Annotated in this window: 25 protein-coding genes; 9 read left to right on the top strand and 16 right to left on the bottom strand. The window is 75.2% G+C overall.

Translation table 11 applies throughout. The features are described from left to right. Window positions 1–22: 22 nt before the first annotated feature. From IEV86_RS10055 to IEV86_RS10070, 4 genes are all read right to left on the bottom strand, one after another. Window positions 23–1351, bottom strand: a complete 1329-nt coding sequence (locus tag IEV86_RS10055; RefSeq protein ID WP_081978592.1) for an RNA polymerase sigma factor — start codon at window positions 1349–1351, stop codon at window positions 23–25. Window position 1352: 1 nt separating this feature from the next. Beyond that, entirely contained in the window at window positions 1353–1694 is a 342-nt protein-coding gene (locus IEV86_RS10060; protein WP_043604425.1) for a YciI family protein, read from the bottom strand. Continuing rightward, a complete protein-coding gene (locus IEV86_RS10065; RefSeq protein WP_081978594.1) occupies window positions 1691–2122 on the bottom strand; it encodes a YciI family protein in 432 nt (143 codons plus the stop codon). The genes IEV86_RS10060 and IEV86_RS10065 overlap by 4 nt, the downstream gene beginning before the upstream one ends. A 205-nt stretch (window positions 2123–2327) precedes the next feature. Continuing rightward, on the bottom strand, window positions 2328–2852 hold the full coding sequence (locus tag IEV86_RS10070) for an ATP-binding protein (protein ID WP_052426018.1): 525 nt from the start codon (window positions 2850–2852) through the stop codon (window positions 2328–2330). A 296-nt stretch (window positions 2853–3148) separates the two neighbouring features. Between IEV86_RS10070 and IEV86_RS10075 the strand changes: the two genes are divergently transcribed. From IEV86_RS10075 to IEV86_RS10085, 3 genes are all read left to right on the top strand, one after another. Further along, window positions 3149–3703, top strand: a complete 555-nt coding sequence (locus IEV86_RS10075; protein WP_043604432.1) for a hypothetical protein — start codon at window positions 3149–3151, stop codon at window positions 3701–3703. A 186-nt stretch (window positions 3704–3889) separates the two neighbouring features. Beyond that, the gene (locus IEV86_RS10080; protein WP_043604435.1) at window positions 3890–4549 is read left to right on the top strand and encodes a 7-cyano-7-deazaguanine synthase; all 660 of its coding nucleotides are present in this window, start codon (window positions 3890–3892) and stop codon (window positions 4547–4549) included. Continuing rightward, a complete protein-coding gene (locus IEV86_RS10085; protein WP_202595145.1) occupies window positions 4546–5052 on the top strand; it encodes a P-loop nucleotide/nucleoside kinase family protein in 507 nt (168 codons plus the stop codon). The genes IEV86_RS10080 and IEV86_RS10085 overlap by 4 nt, the downstream gene beginning before the upstream one ends. A gap of 15 nt (window positions 5053–5067) precedes the next feature. Here the strand turns inward: IEV86_RS10085 and IEV86_RS10090 are convergent, their stop codons facing one another. The 5 genes from IEV86_RS10090 to IEV86_RS10110 all read right to left on the bottom strand — a co-directional run bounded on the left by IEV86_RS10090 (window position 5068) and on the right by IEV86_RS10110 (window position 10071). Continuing rightward, window positions 5068–6252, bottom strand: a complete 1185-nt coding sequence (locus IEV86_RS10090; RefSeq protein ID WP_052426019.1) for an FAD-dependent oxidoreductase — start codon at window positions 6250–6252, stop codon at window positions 5068–5070. Continuing rightward, window positions 6249–7070, bottom strand: a complete 822-nt coding sequence (locus IEV86_RS10095) for an ABC transporter permease (RefSeq protein ID WP_043604441.1) — start codon at window positions 7068–7070, stop codon at window positions 6249–6251. Before IEV86_RS10095 ends, IEV86_RS10090 begins: the two co-directional genes overlap by 4 nt. Continuing rightward, complete coding sequence (locus IEV86_RS10100; RefSeq protein WP_043604444.1) at window positions 7067–8032, bottom strand: daunorubicin resistance protein DrrA family ABC transporter ATP-binding protein; 966 nt, start codon at window positions 8030–8032, stop codon at window positions 7067–7069. Before IEV86_RS10100 ends, IEV86_RS10095 begins: the two co-directional genes overlap by 4 nt. A 69-nt stretch (window positions 8033–8101) precedes the next feature. Beyond that, a complete protein-coding gene (locus tag IEV86_RS10105) occupies window positions 8102–9079 on the bottom strand; it encodes a serine hydrolase domain-containing protein (RefSeq protein WP_043604450.1) in 978 nt (325 codons plus the stop codon). After that, complete coding sequence (locus IEV86_RS10110; protein ID WP_052426020.1) at window positions 9076–10071, bottom strand: DMT family transporter; 996 nt, start codon at window positions 10069–10071, stop codon at window positions 9076–9078. The genes IEV86_RS10105 and IEV86_RS10110 overlap by 4 nt, the downstream gene beginning before the upstream one ends. A gap of 119 nt (window positions 10072–10190) precedes the next feature. On the opposite strand from IEV86_RS10110, the gene IEV86_RS10115 reads away from it, so the two are divergent. Both IEV86_RS10115 and IEV86_RS10120 read left to right on the top strand, forming a co-directional pair. Continuing rightward, entirely contained in the window at window positions 10191–10946 is a 756-nt protein-coding gene (locus IEV86_RS10115; RefSeq protein WP_043604451.1) for a DinB family protein, read from the top strand. Then, window positions 10943–11365, top strand: a complete 423-nt coding sequence (locus IEV86_RS10120) for a hypothetical protein (protein ID WP_052426021.1) — start codon at window positions 10943–10945, stop codon at window positions 11363–11365. The genes IEV86_RS10115 and IEV86_RS10120 overlap by 4 nt, the downstream gene beginning before the upstream one ends. Window positions 11366–11416: 51 nt before the next feature. On the opposite strand, the gene IEV86_RS10125 is transcribed toward IEV86_RS10120, so the two are convergent. From IEV86_RS10125 to IEV86_RS10145, 5 genes are read right to left on the bottom strand one after another with little or no spacing between them, the layout of a single operon-like run. Further along, window positions 11417–12106 (bottom strand): M23 family metallopeptidase, encoded by a 690-nt coding sequence (locus IEV86_RS10125; RefSeq protein ID WP_043604452.1) that lies wholly within the window; start codon window positions 12104–12106, stop codon window positions 11417–11419. Window positions 12107–12108: 2 nt separating this feature from the next. Next, a complete protein-coding gene (locus tag IEV86_RS10130; protein WP_043604455.1) occupies window positions 12109–12951 on the bottom strand; it encodes a hypothetical protein in 843 nt (280 codons plus the stop codon). Continuing rightward, the gene (locus tag IEV86_RS10135) at window positions 12948–13427 is read right to left on the bottom strand and encodes a hypothetical protein (protein WP_043604457.1); all 480 of its coding nucleotides are present in this window, start codon (window positions 13425–13427) and stop codon (window positions 12948–12950) included. The genes IEV86_RS10130 and IEV86_RS10135 overlap by 4 nt, the downstream gene beginning before the upstream one ends. Further along, window positions 13424–13858, bottom strand: coding sequence for a hypothetical protein (locus IEV86_RS10140; RefSeq protein WP_043604459.1), 435 nt, complete (start codon window positions 13856–13858; stop codon window positions 13424–13426). Before IEV86_RS10140 ends, IEV86_RS10135 begins: the two co-directional genes overlap by 4 nt. Continuing rightward, window positions 13837–14862: a glycine zipper 2TM domain-containing protein gene (locus IEV86_RS10145; protein WP_043604462.1), complete on the bottom strand. Its 1026-nt coding sequence runs from the start codon at window positions 14860–14862 to the stop codon at window positions 13837–13839. The genes IEV86_RS10140 and IEV86_RS10145 overlap by 22 nt, the downstream gene beginning before the upstream one ends. Window positions 14863–14994: 132 nt before the next feature. On the opposite strand from IEV86_RS10145, the gene IEV86_RS10150 reads away from it, so the two are divergent. After that, the gene (locus IEV86_RS10150) at window positions 14995–15669 is read left to right on the top strand and encodes a TOPRIM nucleotidyl transferase/hydrolase domain-containing protein (RefSeq protein WP_188484656.1); all 675 of its coding nucleotides are present in this window, start codon (window positions 14995–14997) and stop codon (window positions 15667–15669) included. A gap of 29 nt (window positions 15670–15698) precedes the next feature. On the opposite strand, the gene IEV86_RS10155 is transcribed toward IEV86_RS10150, so the two are convergent. Next, window positions 15699–15977, bottom strand: coding sequence for a hypothetical protein (locus IEV86_RS10155; RefSeq protein ID WP_152605593.1), 279 nt, complete (start codon window positions 15975–15977; stop codon window positions 15699–15701). Window positions 15978–16277: 300 nt separating this feature from the next. On the opposite strand from IEV86_RS10155, the gene IEV86_RS10160 reads away from it, so the two are divergent. Continuing rightward, a complete protein-coding gene (locus tag IEV86_RS10160; RefSeq protein ID WP_043604467.1) occupies window positions 16278–17009 on the top strand; it encodes a DinB family protein in 732 nt (243 codons plus the stop codon). A 15-nt stretch (window positions 17010–17024) separates the two neighbouring features. Here the strand turns inward: IEV86_RS10160 and IEV86_RS10165 are convergent, their stop codons facing one another. Then, the gene (locus IEV86_RS10165; RefSeq protein ID WP_043604520.1) at window positions 17025–17756 is read right to left on the bottom strand and encodes a hypothetical protein; all 732 of its coding nucleotides are present in this window, start codon (window positions 17754–17756) and stop codon (window positions 17025–17027) included. A gap of 178 nt (window positions 17757–17934) precedes the next feature. Between IEV86_RS10165 and dnaK the strand changes: the two genes are divergently transcribed. Next, window positions 17935–19815 carry a molecular chaperone DnaK gene (gene dnaK, locus IEV86_RS10170; RefSeq protein ID WP_043604470.1) on the top strand — a complete coding sequence of 627 codons (1881 nt, stop codon included), beginning with the start codon at window positions 17935–17937 and terminating at the stop codon, window positions 19813–19815. Continuing rightward, window positions 19812–20477: a nucleotide exchange factor GrpE gene (gene grpE, locus IEV86_RS10175; protein WP_052426023.1), complete on the top strand. Its 666-nt coding sequence runs from the start codon at window positions 19812–19814 to the stop codon at window positions 20475–20477. Before dnaK ends, grpE begins: the two co-directional genes overlap by 4 nt. The last annotated feature ends 54 nt before the right edge of the window (window positions 20478–20531 follow it).

Genomic DNA, 20531 nt, shown 5'->3' on the forward strand with positions numbered 1-20531 from the left:
GCCGTTCCCCGCGCCGCGCCCGTCACCCGGCGCCCTCGTCGAGCCCGGCGCCCGCGTCGAACCCGGTGCGCGCGTCGAGCTCGCTGAGGCGTCGCCGCAGGTGCTCGCGCTCGGCCTCGTTGGTGACCCGGTCCAGCGCGCGGGAGAGCTCGGCGTGCGCCTCGGCGACCGCACCCGTGCGCGCGAGCAGCTCGCCGCGGACGACGGGCACGCGGTGGCTGCGCGGCAGGGCGTCGTCGAGCCCGTCGAGCAGCGCGAGCCCGGCCTCGGCGCCGTGGGCCTCCGCGACGGCGACGGCCCGCGCGAGGCGGACCACCGCGGACCCGGTGAGCTGCTCGAGCCGTCCGTAGAGGTCCGCGACGACGTCCCAGCGCGTGTCCGCCGACGACGACGCGCGCGCGTGCTCGGCGGCGACGAGCGCCTGGAGCCGGTACTCCTCGGCCTGCCCCGCGCCGGGTCGCACAGCGTCGAGCAGTCGGAGCGCCTCGACGACCTCGTCGGCGTGCCAGCGGGTGCGGTCCTGGTCGGCGAGCAGCACGAGCCGCCCGTCGTCGTCGGTCCGGGCGTCGCGCCGCGAGTGCTGGAGCAGCATGAGCGCGAGCAGCGCGTGCACGAGGTCGCTGCCCGGGACGGCGGCGTCGAGCGCGCGCGTGAGGGAGATGGCCCGCTCGGCGACGTCGACGCGCAGGGGCGCCGCGCCCCTCGTCGGCTGGTACCCGGCGGTGAACAGCAGGTACAGGACGACGGCGACCGTCCCGAGCCGCTCCGGCATCCGCTCGGGCGGGGGCGGGGCGAACGGGATGCCGGCCGCGGCGAGCCGCTTCTTGGCGCGCGTGATCCGCGCCTGGAGCGTGGTCTCCTGCACGAGCAGGAGGCGCGCGATCTCGGGCACGTCGAGCCCCACGACGAACCGCAGCGTCAGGGCGACGCGCGCCTCGGGTGCGAGGGCCGGGTGGCAGCACGAGAACAGCAGGCGCAGCGTCTCGTCGGCGAGGTGCGCGCCGGGGTCGACGGCCGCGGCGGCGTCGTGACGCAGCCCCTCGTCGACGACCATGAGCGGCTCCTTGCGCCGGTGCACGGCCTCGGACCGCAGCGCGTCGAGGACGCGTCGCCGCGCCGCGGTGAGCACCCACGCCACCGGGTTCGTGGGCACGCCGTCGCGCGGCCACGTGCGCGCGGCGGACGCGAACGCGTCGGCGACGGCGTCCTCGGCGAGGTCCGGCCGCGCGAACTGGCCGATGACGAGGGCGACGAGGCGCGACCAGTCGGACCGCCACAGGTCCTCGATCGCCTCCTCGACGCGCGCCCGGGTGGCGTCGGACGCGCCGCCACCCGGGCTGCCACCCCGCACGTCAGAGCTCCGCGACCGGCCGGATCTCGAGCGTGTACTCCGGCAGGTGCCGCACCGCGGCGACGACCGCGTCGAGGTCCGGCATGTCGAGGACGTAGAAGCCGCCCAGCTGCTCGGCGAGCTCCGCGAAGGGACCGTCCGTGACGAGCTCCTCGGTCCCGCGGCGCCGGTACGTGGTGGCCGCCGTCACCGAGCGCAGCGCCTCGGACGACTCGACCGTGCCGCCGGCCTCGCGGACGGCGGTCTCGAAGGCCTCGTGCGCGGTGTAGTACCCCGCGCGCTCCGCCTCGTCCGCGCGGCGCCAGACCTCCTCGTCCTGCGCGATCAGCACGACGAACCTCACGAGGGCACTCCGGTGCCCGCGCCGGCGCCCGCCGCGGCCTCGACCGTCGCGTCCGCGTCGGCGCCGATCTCGGGGGACGCGAGCGGCCGGATCTCGGCGGTGCCGGTGCTCAGGATGATCGTGACGAGCCGAGTGAGCCCGTCGAGGTCGGCGGTCCGGACGACGTAGTAGCCGCCGAGCTGCTCGACGAGCTCGGTGTACGGGCCGTCGGTCACGACGGGCGACCCGTCGTCGGCGGCCCGGACGCTGCGGGCCGTCCGGCTGTGCCGCAGCTCGGCGCCGCCGATGATCTCGTGGCCGCCCTCGGCGCACCGGCGCGAGAACTCGTCGTGCCGACCGAACTCCTCCTGCCGCTCCTCGGGCGTCGCGGACTCCCACACGGCCTCGTCGCCGTACAGGAGGACGACGTAGTCCTGCGGTGCGCTCATGTCCAGCTCCCTCCCGGGCGCCGTGAGCGACGCCCGTCCCGACGACACCCCGGTGGCGCCGTCGACAGCATGACGCGCGGACGGTGCCGGGATCGACAGCGCGGACGAGGGAGTTCCGCGAGATCCGGTGCCGGCGTGGGTGGTGCGGGCGTGGGTGGTGCGGGGGCGGGGTGGCCTCGTCGTGGCGGGCGCCGGGCCCGAGCGGTCAGGCGGCGGCGGTCGCTGCGGCCAGCGCGACGACGAACCAGACGCACTTGCCACCGGTCGCGAGGCTCTGCGCACCCCACTGCGCGGCGAGCACGTCGACCAGCTGCATGCCGCGGCCGCCGGCCTCCTCCGGCGAGGGTTCGCGCACGACGGGCGCCCCGCGGCCGTCGTCGTGCACGGCGACGAGGACGCCGTCGGCGTGCCGCGTGACGCGGACGACGACGTCTCCGCCCGCGGAGCCGTGCCGGATCGCGTTGGTCACGACCTCGCTCGCGAGGAGCTCGACGACGCACACCTCGTCGGCGGTCGCACCGAGCGCGGTGGCCTGGTCCGTGGCCCAGCGACGTGCGCGCGACACCGACCCCGGTGCGCACGCCACGACGAGCTCGCGCGGTGCGTCGGTCGAGCTCGGCACCGGACGCAGGGCGAGGACCGGCCCGGAGCCGACCTCGGGCAGCGGAGCGGGCGACCCGGCGCGGCCGGCGGCGCGCGTGGCCGCCGCGGTGGCGAGGCAGGTGCTCATCGGGACCTCCAGGAGGCTCGTTGTCGAGCTCGACACCGGATGAGAGCGCTCACCCCGGCCCCTATGACGCGGTTCTCGCGCGGTCGTGCGACGACGGTCGCCCGGGACGTGCCGACCGCCACCGGACGCGGACCCGCGGAGCGCCCGCGTGCTCCCGGGGTGCGGGTCGCGGGAGTCGGGCGCACGGTGGAGGAGCGGGCCCGGTCGGCGACGACCGTCGTCGCCGCGGTGGGCCGGAAGGCTCCCGGGCACGAACCGGTGCCCGTCCAGCTCATCCCCGACCCCTGGAGGACCTCATGCACTCGACCAACACGCTCCTGCGCTCGCTGCACGACCTCGGTGCCGCCGCCTGGTTCGGCGGGAACCTCATGGGCGCGATCGGGCTCAACGGCGCGTCGGAGTCGGTGAGCGACCCGAGCGACCGCCTGCGGACGGCATCCGTCGGCTGGGCGAAGTGGGCGCCCGTCAACATGGCGGCGATCGGTGCCCACCTCGTCGGCGGTGCCGGCCTGCTGCTCGCGAACAAGGGCCGGCTGGCGGGCCAGGAGGGTGTCGCGAGCAGCACGGTCGCGAAGGCCGCGCTGACCGTCGCCGCGCTCGGCACGACCGCCTACAACGGTGTGCTCGGTGCCAAGATCGCGCAGGCAGGCCGGGCGCCCGCGGACAGCGCGGTGACGCCGTCGCCGGGTACGCCCGACGACGTCGCGGCCGCGCAGCGTCAGCAGAAGGTCCTGCAGTGGATCACGCCCGCGCTCGTCGGCGCCGTCGTGGTGCTGGGCGCGCAGCAGGGCGAGCTCCAGCGGCCCGAGCAGGTCAAGAAGGGCATCCTCGGCCGGTTCCTGCCGAGCTGATCGCCGCAGGCCCGGGGCGGGACGCACCGGGCCCACCGGTGCGGGCCGGGCCGGTCGTTGACGCCAAGATCGCCGCGTCACTACGGTCGAGGTCCCGGCAGGGGCGGTCGCCGGTGGACGCGCGGGGGGCGTGTCCCGGCCGTCCCCGCGGCGGACGTCGTCCGCGGTCAGGGCGCAGGGGTGGCCATGGAGACGGCAGTGCTCCTGTCCGGAGGGCCGGACTCCGCTGTCCTCGTGCACGACCTCGTGCGCCGCGGCGACGACGTCGTCGCGATCCACCTCGAGCTGGGTGTCGCCGAGTCCCCGGCCGCGTTGCGGTGCGCCACGGCCGTGAGCGCCGCGCTCGGGATCGAGCTGGTCCGGCTGGACCTCACTCCGGGCGGCGCGCGCGAGGTGCGGGCGGGACTGGTCCCGGGTCGCGCCGGTCGTGCCGCAGAGCCCGCGTTCGGCGGGGCGCTCAGCGTCGCCGCGACGACCGCGGCGACGCTCGGTGCCCACGTGCTGGCGTGCGGCGTGCACCACGGCGAGGCCGTCTTCCGCGGCAACCAGCGGCACGCCTTCGACGCGCTCGCGGCGTCGGTGTCGATCGACGTCGGACGGCACCTCGTCATCACGACGCCGTACCTCGGGATGACGAAGGCCGAGGTGCTGCTGCGCGGCGTCGCTCTCGGTGTCGACGTCGCCTCGACGTGGAGCTGCACCGAGGGCTCGACCGTGCACTGCGGGCGCTGCCCGGCGTGCGCCACTCGTCGCGCGGCGTTCGGTGACGCCGGCCTCGTCGACACGACGCCGTATGCGCGGGCGGCGGCCGCAGGCGGTGCCCGGTCCGACGCGCACGCCCGATGACGAGCGAGGTCACCCGTCTCGCGCGGCGGCGGCCCGCACCGCGCGTCGTGCTGATGTGCGGACCGGCGGGAGCCGGCAAGTCGACCGTCGCGCGCCGCCTGGAGGGGGAGGGCTGGCACCGGCTCTCGTTCGACGACGTGGCGTGGTCGCGTGGGCTGCGGTCCCACCCGCTGGCGGACGCCGATGCGGAGGCCGTCCGGGCCGCCGTCCGTGCCGAGCTCCTCGACCTGGTGGGGCAGGGTCGCGACGTCGTCGTCGACTCGGCGTCCTGGTCGCGCGCGTCGCGTGACGAGTACCGCGCGCTCCTCGCGACGGAGGGCGTCGTCCCGCTGACCTGCTACGTCGAGACACCGCGGGAGGTCGCGCTGTCCCGCGTCGCGGCCCGCCGGGGGAGCGGGCCGCACGACCTCGAGCTCCCGCCGGGTGTCGCCGCCGCGTACGTCGACGGCTTCGAGGTGCCCACGGCCGAGGAGGGACCGCTCGTCGTCGTGCCGGGCGGGTAGCGCGCCGAGGCGGGCTCATCCCGGGAGCGTCGTGTCCGCCTCCGTGCCGAAGGCGCGACGCACGAGAGGGCCGCTTCCCGGCAGGCCGGCCAGTGCGAGGAACCCCTGGCGGGCGCGGATGCCCCAGCGCGACGAGGGCACGAGCCAGCGCGCGGTCCGGCGGCCGGACGCCTGCCGCTCCTCGGCGAACGGCCGGACCGTCCGCTCGTAGCGTCGCAGTGCCGTCGCGAGGTCGTCGGGCCGGCGACGCACCTGGCCGACGAGCGCCCACGCGCCGGCCATCGCCATCGAGGCACCCTGCCCGGCCATCAGCGACGGCGCGCACGCCGCGTCACCGACGAGCACCGTCCGACCACGGACCCAGTGCTCGACCTCCGTCTGCGCGACGTCGTCGTAGTAGAGGTCGGTCTCGGCCGTCAGGTGGGAGAGCACCCGGCCGACCCCCGACCCGAGCCCGCGGTAGTGCGAACGGACGGCGGCCCTCGGGTCGTCGGGGAGCGGCCCGGACGTGCGGTGGACGAGCCAGGCGGCGAGCAGGCCGTCACGCATGGGGTACACCGCCACCTGCCGGTCGGGGTCGGCGACGAGGACCATGCGCGCGCCGACGCGTCGCCGGAGCCCGTCGTCGTCGAGCACGAACGCGGCCGTCTGGTAGCCGAGCGAGCGCAGCGCCCTGGCGCCGGGGGCGACGACGAGCTCGCGGACCCGCGAGTGCAGCCCGTCGGCGCCGACGAGGAGGTCCGCGGTGCGCGTCGTGCCGTCGGACAGGTGGACGTCGAGGTGGTCCGTGCCCTCGCTCACGCCGTCGACCGTCGTCGCCCACCGCGTCTCGGCGCGGTCGCGCGCGGCCTCCAGCAGGACGTCGGCGAGGTCGCCGCGCGGCAGCGACAGGAGCCTGCCGTCGACGGCGCGTCGGAACGCCCCGTAGTCCGCCGACCCGCGGCGACGACCCGCCGGGTCGAGGTACTGCACCTCGGCGATCGACGCCGCGCGCTCGCGGAGCGCGGGCACCAGTCCCATGCGGTCCGCCACCGCGAAGCCCGGACCGAAGAAGTCGATCATGTAGCCCGCGCTCCGCGGCCGCGGTGCGCGCTCGACGACGACGACGTCCCACCCGGCACGCTCCAACCACCACGCCGTCGTCAGTCCCGCGATGCCGGCCCCGCAGACGACCGCGCGCCGACGCCCGACCGCCGTCATCGCGCCGCGGCGCGCTGGTACTGACGGACGGTCAGCGGGACGAACACCGCGAGCAGCACCACGCCCCACAGCAGCGTGTAGAGCACGGGGTTCTGCAGGGGCCACGCGGTCGGCTCGGGTGTGCCCGGGAGGATGTTGCCGAAGAGCTCGCGCGCTGCCTGGGTCACGGTCGAGATCGGGTTCCACTCCGCGAAGCTGCGCAGCGGCCCGGGCAGGTTCTCCGACGGGACGAACGTGTTCGCGATGAACGTCAGCGGGAAGATGACGATGAACGACGCGTTGTTGAAGACCTCGGGCGTCCGCACCAGCAGGCCGACGTAGGCCATGAGCCAGCTGATGCAGTAGGCGAAGAACAGCAGCAGGACGTACCCGAGGGCCGCCTCGCCCACCGAGGTCGTGATGCGCCACCCGACGGCGAGCCCGGTGAGGGACATGATCACCACGGTGAGCACGTTGTTCACGACGTCCGCGGTCGTCCGCCCGACCAGGACGGCCGAGGGCGCCATGGGCAGCGAGCGGAAGCGGTCGACGATCCCGCTCTTGACGTCCTGCGCCATGCCGGTGCCGGTGATGGTCGCGCCGAAGACGACCGTCTGCGCGAAGATCCCGGCGATGAGGAACTCGCGGTAGAGCGCCGGGTCGATCTGCTCCGCGCCGGGCAGCGAGATCGACCCGCCGAACACGAACGCGAAGAGCAGCACGAACATGATCGGCGCGATCGTGGACCCGACCAGCAGGTCCGGGACGCGCTTGACCTTGATGAGGTTGCGCCGGGTCACGGTCCACCCGTCACCCAGGGCCTGGGCGAGACCGCTCATGCGTCCGTCCCCTCCGTCGTGCGCGCCTCGGCCTCGTGGCCGGTGAGCGCCAGGAACACGTCGTCGAGCGTGGGTCGCCGCACGCCCGCGTCCTGGACCTCGATCCCGGCCTCGTCCAGCGCACGGAGCGCGGCCACGAGCGCGGCGGCGCCACCGGTGACCGGTGCCGTGACGGTCCGCGTGTGCTCCTCGGTGAGGAGCTCGCCGACGGCGACCGGCGCGAGCGCCTCGACGGTGCGCGGCAGGTCCTGCGGCCGGGCGACCGTGACCTCCACGCGCTCGCCGCCGACACGTCCCTTGAGCTCGTCGGCCGTCCCCTCGGCGATCACGCGCCCGTGGTCGATCACCGCGATCCGGTCCGCGAGCCGGTCCGCCTCCTCGAGGTACTGCGTCGTCAGCAGGAGGGTCGTGCCGCCCGCGACGAACTCCTGGATCACGGTCCACATCCCCAGGCGGCTGCGCGGGTCGAGCCCCGTCGTCGGCTCGTCGAGGAACAGCACGGGCGGCTGCGCCACGAGCGCCCCGGCGAGGTCGAGCCGGCGCCGCATGCCGCCCGAGTACTGGCCCACCGGCCGCTTGGCGGCGTCGACCAGGTCGAACCGCTCGAGCAGCTCCCAGGCGCGCTCGCGCGAGCGCGCCCGACCCAGGTGGTACAGCCGCCCCACCATGTCGAGGTTCTCGAACCCGGTCAGGTTCTCGTCGACCGCGGCGTACTGGCCGGAGACGCCGATCCGCTTGCGCAGCTCGGCCGCGTCGCGGACCACGTCGAGCCCGCTGACCGTCGCCGAGCCCGCCGTCGGCTGCAGGAGCGTGGTGAGGACGCGGACCGCGGTCGTCTTCCCCGCGCCGTTGGGGCCGAGGAGGCCGAAGACCGTGCCCTCCTCGACCGTGAGGTCGATCCCGTCGAGCGCGCGGACGTGCCCGTAGGTCTTCACGAGCCCGCGTGCGGAGACGATGTCCACCGCGTCAGTGTGATCCACGCCACCGACATGCGGGAGGGGGCCCGGCTCGCGCGGCACCGCCCGCCTCGGTCAGCGGGCGTCGGCGAGCAGCGCGAACCCCGCCCGGTCCACGCTCGACGAGGTCGCCGAGACGACGATCGCGCCCGTGCCGGCGGCGCGGTCCAGGCCGAGCCACGAGCGGAACCCGCCCGTGCCGCCGTTGTGCCACGTGACGGTGCGCCCGCGGACGTCGAGCGTGACCCACGCCGCGCCGACCCTCGCCGCGCCGGCGAGCGGGGCCACCGGGTCCAGCGCGCGGAGGCCCGGGGCGGTCCCGTCGAGCAGTGCGCGCGTCAGGCCGACCACGGCGTCGAGCGACGCGCGGATCCCGCCCGCAGGGCCGAGGGCCTCGCCCGTCCACGCCTGCTGCACCTTGCCGCGTCGGTCCCGGCCGAGCAGCGCCTCGGGCCGGAGCTCGTCCGGCGTCGCGGGCACGTAGAAGGGCTCGAGCCCCAACGGCTCCGCGACGCGGGCGCGGACGAGGTCGGCGTAGGTGGTCCCGGCCGCGCTCGCGACCGCGTGCCCGAGCAGCTCGAACCCGAAGTTCGAGTAGCGCGACCGCTCCGGTCCGGGCGTCACGCGACGGGCCTGGTCGAGCAGCTCGGCGAGCGTCTCGCCGTACGGGTTGGTGCCGTGCCGCCACAGCGCGAGCGTCCGGCGCAGGACCTGCGTGCCGGGGGCGAGGCGGGGCAGGCCCGATCGGTGCGTCGCGAGGTCGGCGAGCCGCACGCCCGCGACCGGCGCGCCCCCCAGGTCGAGGTGGTCGCCGAGGGTCGACGTCGCGGTGACCTCACCACGGTCGAGCGCGTCGGCGTACAGCAGGCCCGTGACGCCCTTGGAGACCGAGCCGATCTCGAGGTCCGCCTCGGGCGGCACCCCGAGCAGCGCGGTCCGGACGCCGCCCGGCGTGACGACGGCGGCCGCCACCTCCCGGTGTCGGCGGCCGAGCAGGGTGCGCACGCGGGTTGCGAGGTCGCCGTCGGTGCCACGCGTGGGCTCGGTCGTCATGGCGCCATCCTGGCCGGACGCCCCCGCCCGGGTCGACGGCGTGCCCGCCGGGGCGACGCGTCCTCGGTGCGCAGCGCGGCGACGGCGGCGAGGACGAGTGCCCCGCCCACCAGCGCCGGCCACGCGAGCCGCTCACCGAGGACCGCCGCGGCCAGCGTGGCCGCGGTGAGCGGCTCCACGAGCGTCGCGACCGTCGCCGCCGAGCCCGTCGTCGTCCGCAGGCCCGCGTACAGGAGGCCGTAGGACAGCGCCATCGTGGCGACCCCGAGGTAGACCAGCAGCCCGAGCGACGTCGGGTCCGTCGCGAGCACGGGCTCCCCGAGCGCACCCGCGACCACCAGGAACGGCGCGAGGGCAAGCGCGCCGACGACGGTCGCGCCCGTCGTGAGGGCGACGGGGTCGACGCGCTGCGCGAGCCGGTGGCCGAGGACCGTCGTGGCCGCGTAGGTCGCGCCGGACGCGACAGCGAGGGCGACACCGAGCGCCGGACGGTCAACCGGCGCCGTCGTCCCGTGGGGTGCGGCCGCGGTGACGAGCACGAGCCCGGCGAGCGCCGCCGCGAGGACGCCGACCTGCCGCCACGTGGGCCGGGTCCGCCGCGCGAGGTGCTCCCACGCCGCGGCGAGCACGGGTGCGACGCCCAGCGAGACGACCGTCGCGACGCTCACGCCCACGAGCAGCACCGACACGAAGTACAGGCCCTGGTAGAGCGCCGTCCCGCAGCCCAGGGCGACCGTGAGGCCCAGGTGCTCGCGCACCGTGCGTCGCGCTGCGCCGAGCCGCCCCGTGACCGCGGCGAACGCGACGAGCGCGACGGCGGCGAGCGCCATGCGCCACGCGCTCGTCGTCATCGCCCCGAGGCCGGTCCGCTCGTGCAGGAGGGTGACCACGAGGCCCCCGGTCCCCCACAGCACGCCGGCCGCGGACACCTGGAGCAGGCCGACACGGCTGCCGGCGTTCCCGTGGCGCGCGGGGGAGCGGCTCGCCGTCACCGGTGCAACGTAGCGACCCCGCGGCCCGGTGCTCGCCGAGGACCAGGCGCTGGTCGTGTCGGGGGTGGGCGCTAGCGTCGGTGGGGCGATCGGGGCACGGGAGCGTCGAGGGGGAAGACATGACCACGTTCAGCCAGGACGACCTGCGCGGTGCGACGTTCCACGGCGTGCGGCTGCGCGGCGCCCGCTTCGTCGAGTCGGACCTGTCCGGCGTCGTCATGCGCGGGGTCGACCTCGCGGGTTCGGACATCGACGCACCGTGGCTCACCGACGGCGAGAGCACGCTGCTCGTCAACGGCGTGGACGTCGCGGGGTTCGTCGAGGACGAGCTGAACCGCCGGTTCCCGGGCCGCTCGCAGCGCCGGGCAGCGGACCCTGACGGGCTGCGCGCGGCGTGGGGGGCGCTCGAGCGCACCTGGGCGGCGACCCTGGACCGGGTCGCCGGGATGCCTCCGGGGACCGTCGACGTGTCGGTCGACGGCGAGTGGTCGTTCGCGCAGACGCTCAGGCACCTCGTGATGGCGACGGACACGTGGCTGCGGCGCGCCGTCCTCGAGGTCGAGGAGCCGTACCACCCGATCGGCCAGCCGAACGCGGAATTCGCGTCGGACGGCGGCGACCCGACGGTGTTCTCCGCGGGCACGCCGCCGTACGAGGAGGTGCTCGCGGTCCGCGCCGAGCGGGTCGGGATGGTGCGGGACCTCCTCGCGACCGTCACGCCCGAGGAGCTCGACGTGCCGCGCGTCAACCCGTGGGCCCCCGGGCACCCGGAGACGACGCGCTCGTGCCTGCACGTGATCTTCGAGGAGGAGTGGGAGCACCACCGCTTCGCCGTCCGCGACCTCGACGCCATCGACCGTGGTGCCGCCGGATGAGCGCTCCGGCCGAGGGGCGCCTGGTCGTCCGGCGCCTCGTGGAGGACGACTGGCCGCTCCTGCGGGACGTGCGGATCGCCGCGCTCGGCGCCGACCCGGACGCGTTCGGCTCGAGCCTCGCCCGCGAGCTCGCGATGGACGAGGCGGACTGGCGGGCACGGCTGCGCACGAGCCACTGGTTCGTCTCCTTCGACGACGAAGCCGACGACGACGGCGTCGCCGACCAGACCGACCCTCGCGGCACACCACCCGTCGGGCTGGTGTGCGTCATGGCCGCCGTCGTCCCGGGCGAGGCGTCGCCGCGAGCCCGCCAGGTCGTCTCGGTGTGGGTGCGACGCGAGAGCCGGCGACGCGGGCACGGCGCTGTACGCCGCACGCGGCTTCCGTCCCACCGGCGAGTGGATACCGCTGCCGCGTGACCCGTCGATCCGCGAGGAGCGCTGGCTCGTCGAGCTCTGACCCGCGCGTGCTCAGGGCGACGGCTCGACGGCGGGGACGCCCTCGCGCCGCAGGACGGCGTCGCGTGCGCCTCGCCGCCGCTCGAGGAAGTCCCGGAACGCCATCGGGACGCCGCGCGCGGCCGCGAGGTCCACGTCGTCCATGACCTGGACGTGAACGTGGGGCTGCGTCGAGTTCCCCGAGCTGCCGCACCGCGCGAGCGGCTGGCCGGTGACGACCCGCTCGCGGACGCGCACCGCGAGCGAGCCGGCCTGCAGGTGGACCAGCGCGACGTACACGGGTGGGTCGCCGGTCGCGAGGACGACGTGGTTCCCCGCGATCGCCCCGACGCCCCGCCGGAGCCTGGACGCCTGCCCGAGCGCGTACGGGACGAGTGCCAGCTGGGACCGCCGCGCCTCGTGGTCGGGCTCGCCGTCGTGCGCGACGACGACCTCACCGTCGACGGGAGCCAGGATCGGCCGCCCGAAGCCGGCGAACCGCTCGGGCGGCTCGGTGGCGAACGCCGTCCGCCAGTCCCGACGGCGCGCCGGCCGGCCGCGCTCGTCGACCCCGACGAAGTCGATCGCGTAGCGCTCGCCAGGCAGGTCGACACCGTGGCTCGGCACACGACGGGCCGGGCTGTTGCGGACGAGCCACCGCCCCTCGAAGGGCAGCGCGAGGACCACCGGAGCACGGTCCGGCGGCGCCTGCCCGACCGTCATGGTCAGCGTGCGGCCACGGCGCCCCGGGCCGCCGCCACCTCCGCGACGAGGTGCACGAGGTCGGTCCACACGACGGCCGACGGGACGGCCCGGAACAGCGTGCCGCCGTCCGCGGACCGGGTGAGTGCGAAGTGGCCCGACGCCCCGGCGTTGACCATGACGCGTCCGTGCGTCAGACCGGTCCCCTGGAACGTCCACAGGCACCACGGCTGCTGCCACGCCCGGAGCAGGTGGGGGTCCGCGTCGGCCGGCGGCGGTGCGTCGGCGTCGTCGGCGCGCGCGAGGACGACGCGCTCGGGGATCGCCTCCGGGCTCGTCGCGAGGCTCCACGCGGGCCCCAGACCGACCCAGGCCGCGATCATCCCCGGGACGTGCGCGGCGTCGACGAGGTCCAGACGCATCCCGTCGTCGGACTGCCCTGACTCGTCGGGGTGGGCAGCCGACGCGTCGTCGTCCGCGGTCGCGGACTCGGCGCCGGCCGGCGACGGCCCCGACAGCACCACCGCGAGACCTCCGACGAGGTACGCGTCGAACGCCCGGGGCCGCCCGGCGTCGGACGCCTCGACGCGGAGGTGGCCGTCGGGCTGGGTGAGTGCCCCGGCGACGAGGCGGCCATGCGCGGTGGGCGTGCCGTCGGGAGCGAGCAGGCCCGCGTCCACGAGGGCGGGGTCGGCCTCGGTGCCGGTCGGCTCGGGCGTCGCCGTCGTCAGCGCGGCGAGCGAGGCCCGGTCGAGGGAGGGCCCCGTCGACCGGAACGGCTGGGCGGCCACGACGCGCGACACGTCCTCGAGCGGCTCGCCGATCGACGCGAGGTAGGGGTCGAGGCGGGGGAGCTGAGCGGTCATCGGTTCACCGTCCCGGGGACGAGCCCGGCCAGGGCCTGGTCGAGCAGGGGACCCGCCTCGGGGAGCTGCGCCACCCCGCAGGTGGCGGTCGCGGTCGTGACCGCTCCGTGCGCGAGGACGACGACCTGGGTCACGGTGAGCGGGATCGGCCCCTGCTGGTGGACGGCGACGAGCCGCCGGCCCTCGGCGTCGCCCACGGCCCACAGGTCGTAGGCGAGCACGTGCGCGCCGTCGGCCACCGCGGTCGCGGCGGCGAGCGCCTCCGTGCCGAGCGTGCGGATGTCCGCCGCGGCGTCGGCCGGCGCGACGGTCACGGTGACGTTGGGCCGGAAGGTGGTGCCGTCGGCTGCCGCCTGCCCTGCGGGGCCGGCGATCGCGATGGGGAACCCCGGCGCCTCGACGCGCTCCCAGCCCGGCGGCAGGCCGAGCGCGAGCCCCGTCACCTCGTCCCGGACCTCGGCGGTCGTGCTGGTCACCGCTGCTCCTTCCGTCCGCGCATGCGCCCGCCGCGCATCCGCGCGGGGTCGCGCTCGACCTGCTCGACGAACCACCGCGGCTGCAACGCCCGAGGCAACCAGAAGATCCCGACGATCCCCACGACCCACGCCACCAGCGCCAGGACGACGGCGACCGCGCCGAGGAGGACGAGCACGGCGTCGTCCTGGCCCGCGAGTGCGGCACCGATCGTCGCCAGCAGGCCGCCGGCCCCGAGCCACGCGCACGCGAGGACGACGGTCGGTCCGAGGATCCACACCTCGGCGAGGGTGCGGAACCGTCCGGCGTAGTGGGCCAGGCCGAGGGCCAGCAGTACGAGGCTCGCGATCGCGCCGACGACGAGGCCGCCCGTGGGCGGGGCCGCCGACGGGTCCGGGAGGGGCTGGAGGCTCAGCCGAACAGCGAGTTCCATGCGTCCTTCACCGTGTCGCCGACCTCGGAGACGGCCTCCTCGAGGAGCCTGCCGGTCGCCTTGCCCACCTTGCTGCCGACGAACGAGCCGACCGCGCCGCCGATCAGCGCGCCGCCGACGGTGCCGACCACCGGGATCGGCACGAACGACCCGACGGTCGCGCCGATCTGCGCGCCGACGATCCCGCCCGCGACCGCGCCACCGCCCTCGGTCACGGTGTTGTACGCGGCGCTCGCGACGCGCTCGCCGGTGCCCCACTCGGGGTGGTACTTCGCGTCGTGCTCCCACTGGCTCATGTAGGAGTCGTAGAGGGTCAGGCCTGAGCCGAGGACGCCGAGTGCCCGACCACCGGTGCGGGCCCACGTGGGCGGGCGGCCGAGGTCCGGGTCGGTGACGAACGTCGGTCGGTCACGCGGGTAGAACGCGGGGCTGTCGGCGGCGCTCGCGAGGCGCCCCACGTGGGGGTCGGCGGCCGAGCCCTGGATGACCAGGAGACCGGACGGCCGCCGCACGACGGGCGTCCCGCGCACGATGTCGTCGGGTGCGGGCAGGTCGAGCGACGGGAGGGTCGCGCCGGGGCGGGGGACCGCGAGCGAGAAGCGGCGGTAGCGCTCGAGCAGCGCGCCGCTCGTGCCGAGCACGAAGGCCCCGAACTCGTCGGACCTGGCGGTCCGGTCCACGTTGTCGCCGGCGCTCTGCGACCTGTCCCAACCCAGCTTGGAGAAGTCCGGCAGCCAGTAGCCGGCCGTGAGCAGCTCGCTGATCGGGCGCTCGTGGTCCACGAACCGCAGGACCAGCTCACGTGCCCACCCCGCGAGCTCGGCCAGGTCACCGGCGCGGGCGCGCACCTGGTTCCGCACGAACGGTGCGCCCGTCACCAGGTGCGCCACGTCGTCGATCTCGCGCTGGAGGTCGGTGGCGGCCTCGTCGAGGCTCGCCGAGACCAGCAGGGTGGCGGCGCTCATCGCGAGCACGCCGTCGGGATCGATCGCGGTGGACGTCATGACACCTCGGGTGGCCGGCGGGACAGCCCTCGCAGGATGCCAGACGGTCGGCACCGGCGGAACTCGGGTCGTGCGCCGTCGTGACCGGCGGGCCGGGTGCCCCCACTGGCGTCCACGCGGTAGACCGGAGGCGTGACGGAGCGCAGCCCTCGCGCGCGGCGCGTGCCGGAGGGGTACGAGAGCGGCCCGGACGCGCCCGTCCGGGCGGCGCTGCACGCGCTCGCGCGGGCCGACGGCGCCGCGACGCTCGTCCTCGTCGAGGGCATCAGCGACCAGATCGCCGTCGAGACGGCCGCGCAGGTGCGCGGTCTCGACCTCGACGCCGAGGGAGTCGTCGTGGTGCCGGTGGGCGGCGCGCACGCCGTGGGCCGGGTCCTGCGGACGCTCGCCCCGGGCCGCCCCTCGGCCGCGCGGGCCGTCCGGGTGGTCGGGCTGTGCGACCGTCGCGAGGAGGGCGTCGTCGGCCGCGCGCTCGAGGCCGCGGGCCTCGGTGCCGTCCGGGACCGGCCCGACCTCGAGCGTCTGGGCTTCTTCGTGTGCGACGAGGACCTCGAGGACGAGCTCGTCCGTGCCGTCGGGGCGCACGAGGCCCTGCCCCTGCTCGCCGCGGAGGGCGACCTGCGGGCGTTCCGGTCGCTCCAGGACCAGCCCGCGTGGCGCGGGAGGGCGGCCGACGAGCAGCTGCGGCGGTTCCTCGGCAGCGGCGGGAGCCGCAAGCTGCGCTACGCGAGGCTGCTGGTCGTGGCCGCCGCCGAGCGCGACCGGTTGCCCCTGCCGCTCGTCGCGCTGCTCGAGGCGGTCGGGTAGCCCTCCTGCAGCGTCGCGGGCCCCGGCCGTCAGCTCTCGGCGTCGAAGCCCTCGCCGTCCGCTGCGGGGCTGACGGTCCAGACGCGGACGTCCTTGCCCGTCCCGTGGTGGTCCTTCTCGTGCACGCGGACGGTGCCGTCGTGCTCGTCCTGCCCGGAGCCGGCGACCTCGTGGTCGCCCGTGGGGCCGTGGGCGTGCATCGTGACCTGGCCGGTGAACTCGTCGAGCGACGCCGGGGTGTGGCCCTCGACGTCGGTCACCTCGTAGGGGACGCCCGAGGCGATCATGGATGGGGTCGAGTCCGTCATGGCGGTGCCTCTCCTGGACGGCCGACGAGGGCGGATGCCGCCTCCGGCCGTGCTGTGCGAGCGTGCGCCCTCCCGGGCTGGATGGCAAGGCGTGGTGGTCACCGGTGCCGGCGGGTCGTGGGCGATCTGCGCAGGGGAGACGTCGTCGACCGCATCTGTGCAGCACGTCGGACGGTGTGAGCCGGGCTCGTCGCCCGGCGGGACTTCACACACGGCCCCGGCAGGAGCAGGTTGGGGGGCGGCGGGTCCGTCGCCCGCTCCCGGCTGCCGCCGGCGTGGACGACAGGGTGGAGACCGGCGATGACGACCTACTCCCGCACCAAGGAGTTCGAGGGCGCGACCTTCGTGAGGGCGAGCTTCAGGGGCGCCACGCTGCGGTTCTCCGACCTCAGCGGCGTGACGATGCGCGGCGTCGACGTCGACGGGCTCGACCTCGACAGCCACGACCTCTTCTTCGGCAGCCTCGTCGTCAACGGGGTCGACGTCGTGCCGCTCGTCGACGCCGAGCTGAACCGGCAGTTCCCCGGGCGCGAGCTGCAGAAGGCCGAGGCGCCCGAGGGCCTGCGCGCGGGGTGGGTCGCGGTCCAGGACGCATGGGCGACGACGGTGGAGGGCACGCCGCCGGAGCTGGTCGACGCGCACGTCGAGGACGAGTGGTCCCTGGCGCAGACGCTGCGGCACCTCGTCCTGGCCACCGACGCCTGGCTCCGGGGCGGGATCCTGCGGGTCGAGCAGCCGTTCCACGAGATCGGCCAGATCTTCACCGGTGCGGCCGAGATGGGCTTCGACATGCCGGTCTTCCGCGACAACCCGCCGCCCTACGAGGAGGTCCTCGCGGTCCGGGCCGACCGCCAGCACATGGTGACCGACTTCCTGGCCACGGCGACGTCGGAGCTGCTCGCGGAGGAGCGCGACGACCCGTGGGGCGGGGGCGACTGGCACCCCACCGTCGGCGACTGCGTCCGCGTGATCCTCGAGGAGGAGTGGGCGCACCTGCGCTACGTGCGGCGGGACCTCGCCCTGCTGCGGTGAGCCCGACGGTGGCGGTCAGGCCGGGTCGCGCTCCGTGGCGGGAGGGTGGGAGCCCTGCTCGATCTCGCCGGCGATCCGCTGCTCGAGCGCCGTCGTCGCCCCCTCGGGGACGGCGACGAGGCCTTCGAGCTCCCGCATGGCGAGGCGGTACGCGGTATGGCGCTCGCTGGCGGACGCGCCGCGGTCCTCGGCGATCGCGATGAGCTGCTTGGCCTTCGTGAGCGCCTGCCGTTCCGACGCGGTGAAGGTCGACGCGCGGCGGCGTCGGGCCTCCCGCCCGGCGACCTCGAAGGCGAGCGCGAGCTCCTCGACGGAGCTCCGGTACGCGTCGAGGCGGACCAGGTCCTCGACGTCGTCGGCGCGGGCGGGGCGCAGCCCGTCGGCGTGCCGCTTGGCGCGGTGGAAGTCGACGACGAGCGGCTCGCGCATGTCGCTCATCATCGGGAAGTCGATGAGCTTGTCGACGTCCAGCTCGTACGCGAGCCATCGCCGGTGGACGGCGTCGTGCTCGGCGACCACCCGGTCGACGTCGGCCCTGTGGGCCCTCCCCCGGACGGTCGGCGCGGTCGTGCCCGCACCAGGTACGGGACCGGCGCCGGCGCCGTACTTGATGCGCGCGAGCTCGAGCTTGTGCTTGCGGCGGCGCTTGTCCCATCGCTCGAAGCCCTCGGTGGCACCACCGAGGACGCCGAGGAGGGGGAAGACCAGCCACCAGTACGAGGCCGCGAACTCCCAGAAGCCATCCACGTCGACCACGGTAGACCGGGTGCGGCCTGCGATGCCGCGACGGCCAGGAACAACCCGCCCCGGCCGGGAGTTGAGCCATGTGGACTCAAGTTCGGCCGTCTGAAGTTGCATCGTCGAGGTGCGCCGCGCAGACTTGAGTGCAGCAGGCTCAACCAAGCGAAGGAAGAGGCACCCACACATGGCACGAGCTGTCGGCATCGACCTCGGCACCACCAACTCCGTCGTCGCCGTCCTCGAGGGTGGCGAGCCCACGGTCATCGCGAACGCCGAGGGCGCTCGCACTACCCCGTCCGTCGTCGCGTTCTCGAAGACGGGTGAGGTGCTCGTCGGCGAGGTCGCGAAGCGCCAGGCCGTCACCAACGTCGACCGCACGATCTCCTCCGTCAAGCGCCACATCGGCACGGACTGGAAGCAGCAGATCGACGACAAGTCCTACTCCGCGCAGGAGATCTCCGCGCGGGTCCTCGGCAAGCTCAAGCGCGACGCCGAGGAGTACCTGGGCGAGCCCGTCACCGACGCGGTCATCACCGTCCCCGCGTACTTCAACGACGCGCAGCGCCAGGCGACCAAGGACGCCGGCCAGATCGCGGGCCTGAACGTCCTGCGCATCGTCAACGAGCCGACCGCGGCCGCCCTGGCCTACGGACTCGAGCGCGGCAAGGAGGACGAGCTCATCCTCGTCTTCGACCTCGGCGGCGGCACGTTCGACGTGTCCCTCCTCGAGGTGGGCAAGGACGAGGACCAGTTCTCGACCATCCAGGTGCGCGCGACCTCCGGCGACAACCACCTCGGCGGCGACGACTGGGACCAGCGGATCGTCGAGCACCTCATCAAGGAGGTCAAGAACACCGCGGGCGTCGACCTCGCCAAGGACCGCATCGCGCTCCAGCGCCTCCGTGAGGCCGCCGAGCAGGCGAAGAAGGAGCTCTCGTCCGCGACGAGCACCACGATCTCCATGCAGTACCTCTCGATGAGCGAGAACGGCCCCGTCCACCTGGACACCAAGCTCACGCGCGCCCAGTTCCAGCAGATGACGCAGGACCTCATCGACCGGACCAAGGCGCCGTTCCACGCCGTCATCCGCGACGCGGGCATCTCGGTGAACGACATCGACCACGTCGTCCTCGTCGGCGGCTCGACCCGCATGCCGGCCGTGGCCGACGTCGTGCGCGAGCTCACCGGCGGCAAGGAGCCCAACAAGGGCGTCAACCCGGACGAGGTCGTCGCCGTCGGCGCCGCCCTCCAGGCTGGCGTCATCAAGGGTGAGCGCAAGGACGTGCTGCTCATCGACGTCACCCCGCTGAGCCTCGGCATCGAGACCAAGGGCGGCGTGATGACCAAGCTCATCGAGCGCAACACGGCCATCCCGACCAAGCGCAGCGAGATCTTCTCCACGGCCGAGGACAACCAGCCGTCCGTCCTCATCCAGGTGTTCCAGGGCGAGCGAGAGTTCGCGCGGGACAACAAGCCGCTGGGCACGTTCGAGCTGACCGGCATCGCGCCGGCGCCGCGCGGCGTCCCGCAGATCGAGGTCACGTTCGACATCGACGCGAACGGCATCGTGCACGTGTCCGCGAAGGACCGCGGAACGGGCAAGGAGCAGTCGATGACGATCACCGGCGGCTCGGCCCTCCCCAAGGAGGACATCGAGCGCATGGTGCGCGAGGCCGAGGAGCACGCGCAGGAGGACAAGAAGCGCCGCGAGGACGCCGAGACGCGCAACCAGGCCGAGGCGCTCGTCTACTCGACCGAGAAGGTCCTGGCGGAGAACGGCGACAAGGTCCCGGACGACGTCAAGACCGAGGTGAACACGGCGCTCGGCGAGCTCCGCACGGCGCTCGAGGGCGACGACGTCGAGGCCGTCAAGGCCAAGCAGTCGGCGCTCGTGACCGTGAGCCAGAAGATCGGCGAGGCGATCTACAAGGCCGACAACGAGGGTGCCGCCGGCGCCCCCGGTGCCGGCGCGGCGGGCGCGGCCGGTGACGGCCAGGCCCAGGGTGCCGCCGCCGACGACGACGTCGTCGACGCCGAGATCGTGGACGAGGACGAGACCAAGTGACCGACCACCCCATCGGTACGGGGACCGGGTCCGGCGGCGACGACGAGACCCGCCCCCGGTTCACCGACAAGCGACGCATCGACCCGCTGACGGGTGCCGTGCGGGACCCGGAGACCGAGGGCCAGGCCCGTGCCGACGCCGCGGCCGGGACGGCGGAGGGTGACGCCCCCGCCGCCGGGCCGAGCGCAGCGGGTGCCGGGGACGCGTCCGCGCCGTCGGGTGCCGACGACGAGCTCGCGCAGGCGCGTGCGCTCGCCGACGAGCGGCTCGCCGACCTCCAGCGGCTCCAGGCGGAGTACGTCAACTACCGCCGCCGGGTCGACCGGGACCGCGACGTCGCGCGCGACCAGACGGTCGTCGGCGTCGTCGAGGCGCTCATGGGCGTGCTCGACGACGTCGAGCTCGCGCGGCAGCACGGCGAGCTGGCCGACGGCCCGTTCGCCGCGATCGCCGAGAAGCTCGAGACGGCGCTCGGCCGGTTCGGCTGGCAGCGCTACGGCGCGGCGGGCGAGCCGTTCGACCCGAACGTCCACGAGGCGCTCATGCACGCGCACTCCGACGACGTCACCGAGCCGACGGTCGTCCAGGTGCTCCAGCCGGGGCACCGGGTGGGCGAGCGGGTCGTCCGCGCGGCGCGCGTCGCCGTCGCCGAGCCCCAGTGACGCGGCGGGGCGCCCGCCGGCCGCCCGGACCGGCGACGCGCGGGCGCCCCGCAC

Origin of the sequence: Cellulomonas carbonis (genome assembly GCF_014636275.1) — a bacterium.
Taxonomy (GTDB): domain Bacteria; phylum Actinomycetota; class Actinomycetes; order Actinomycetales; family Cellulomonadaceae; genus Actinotalea; species Actinotalea carbonis.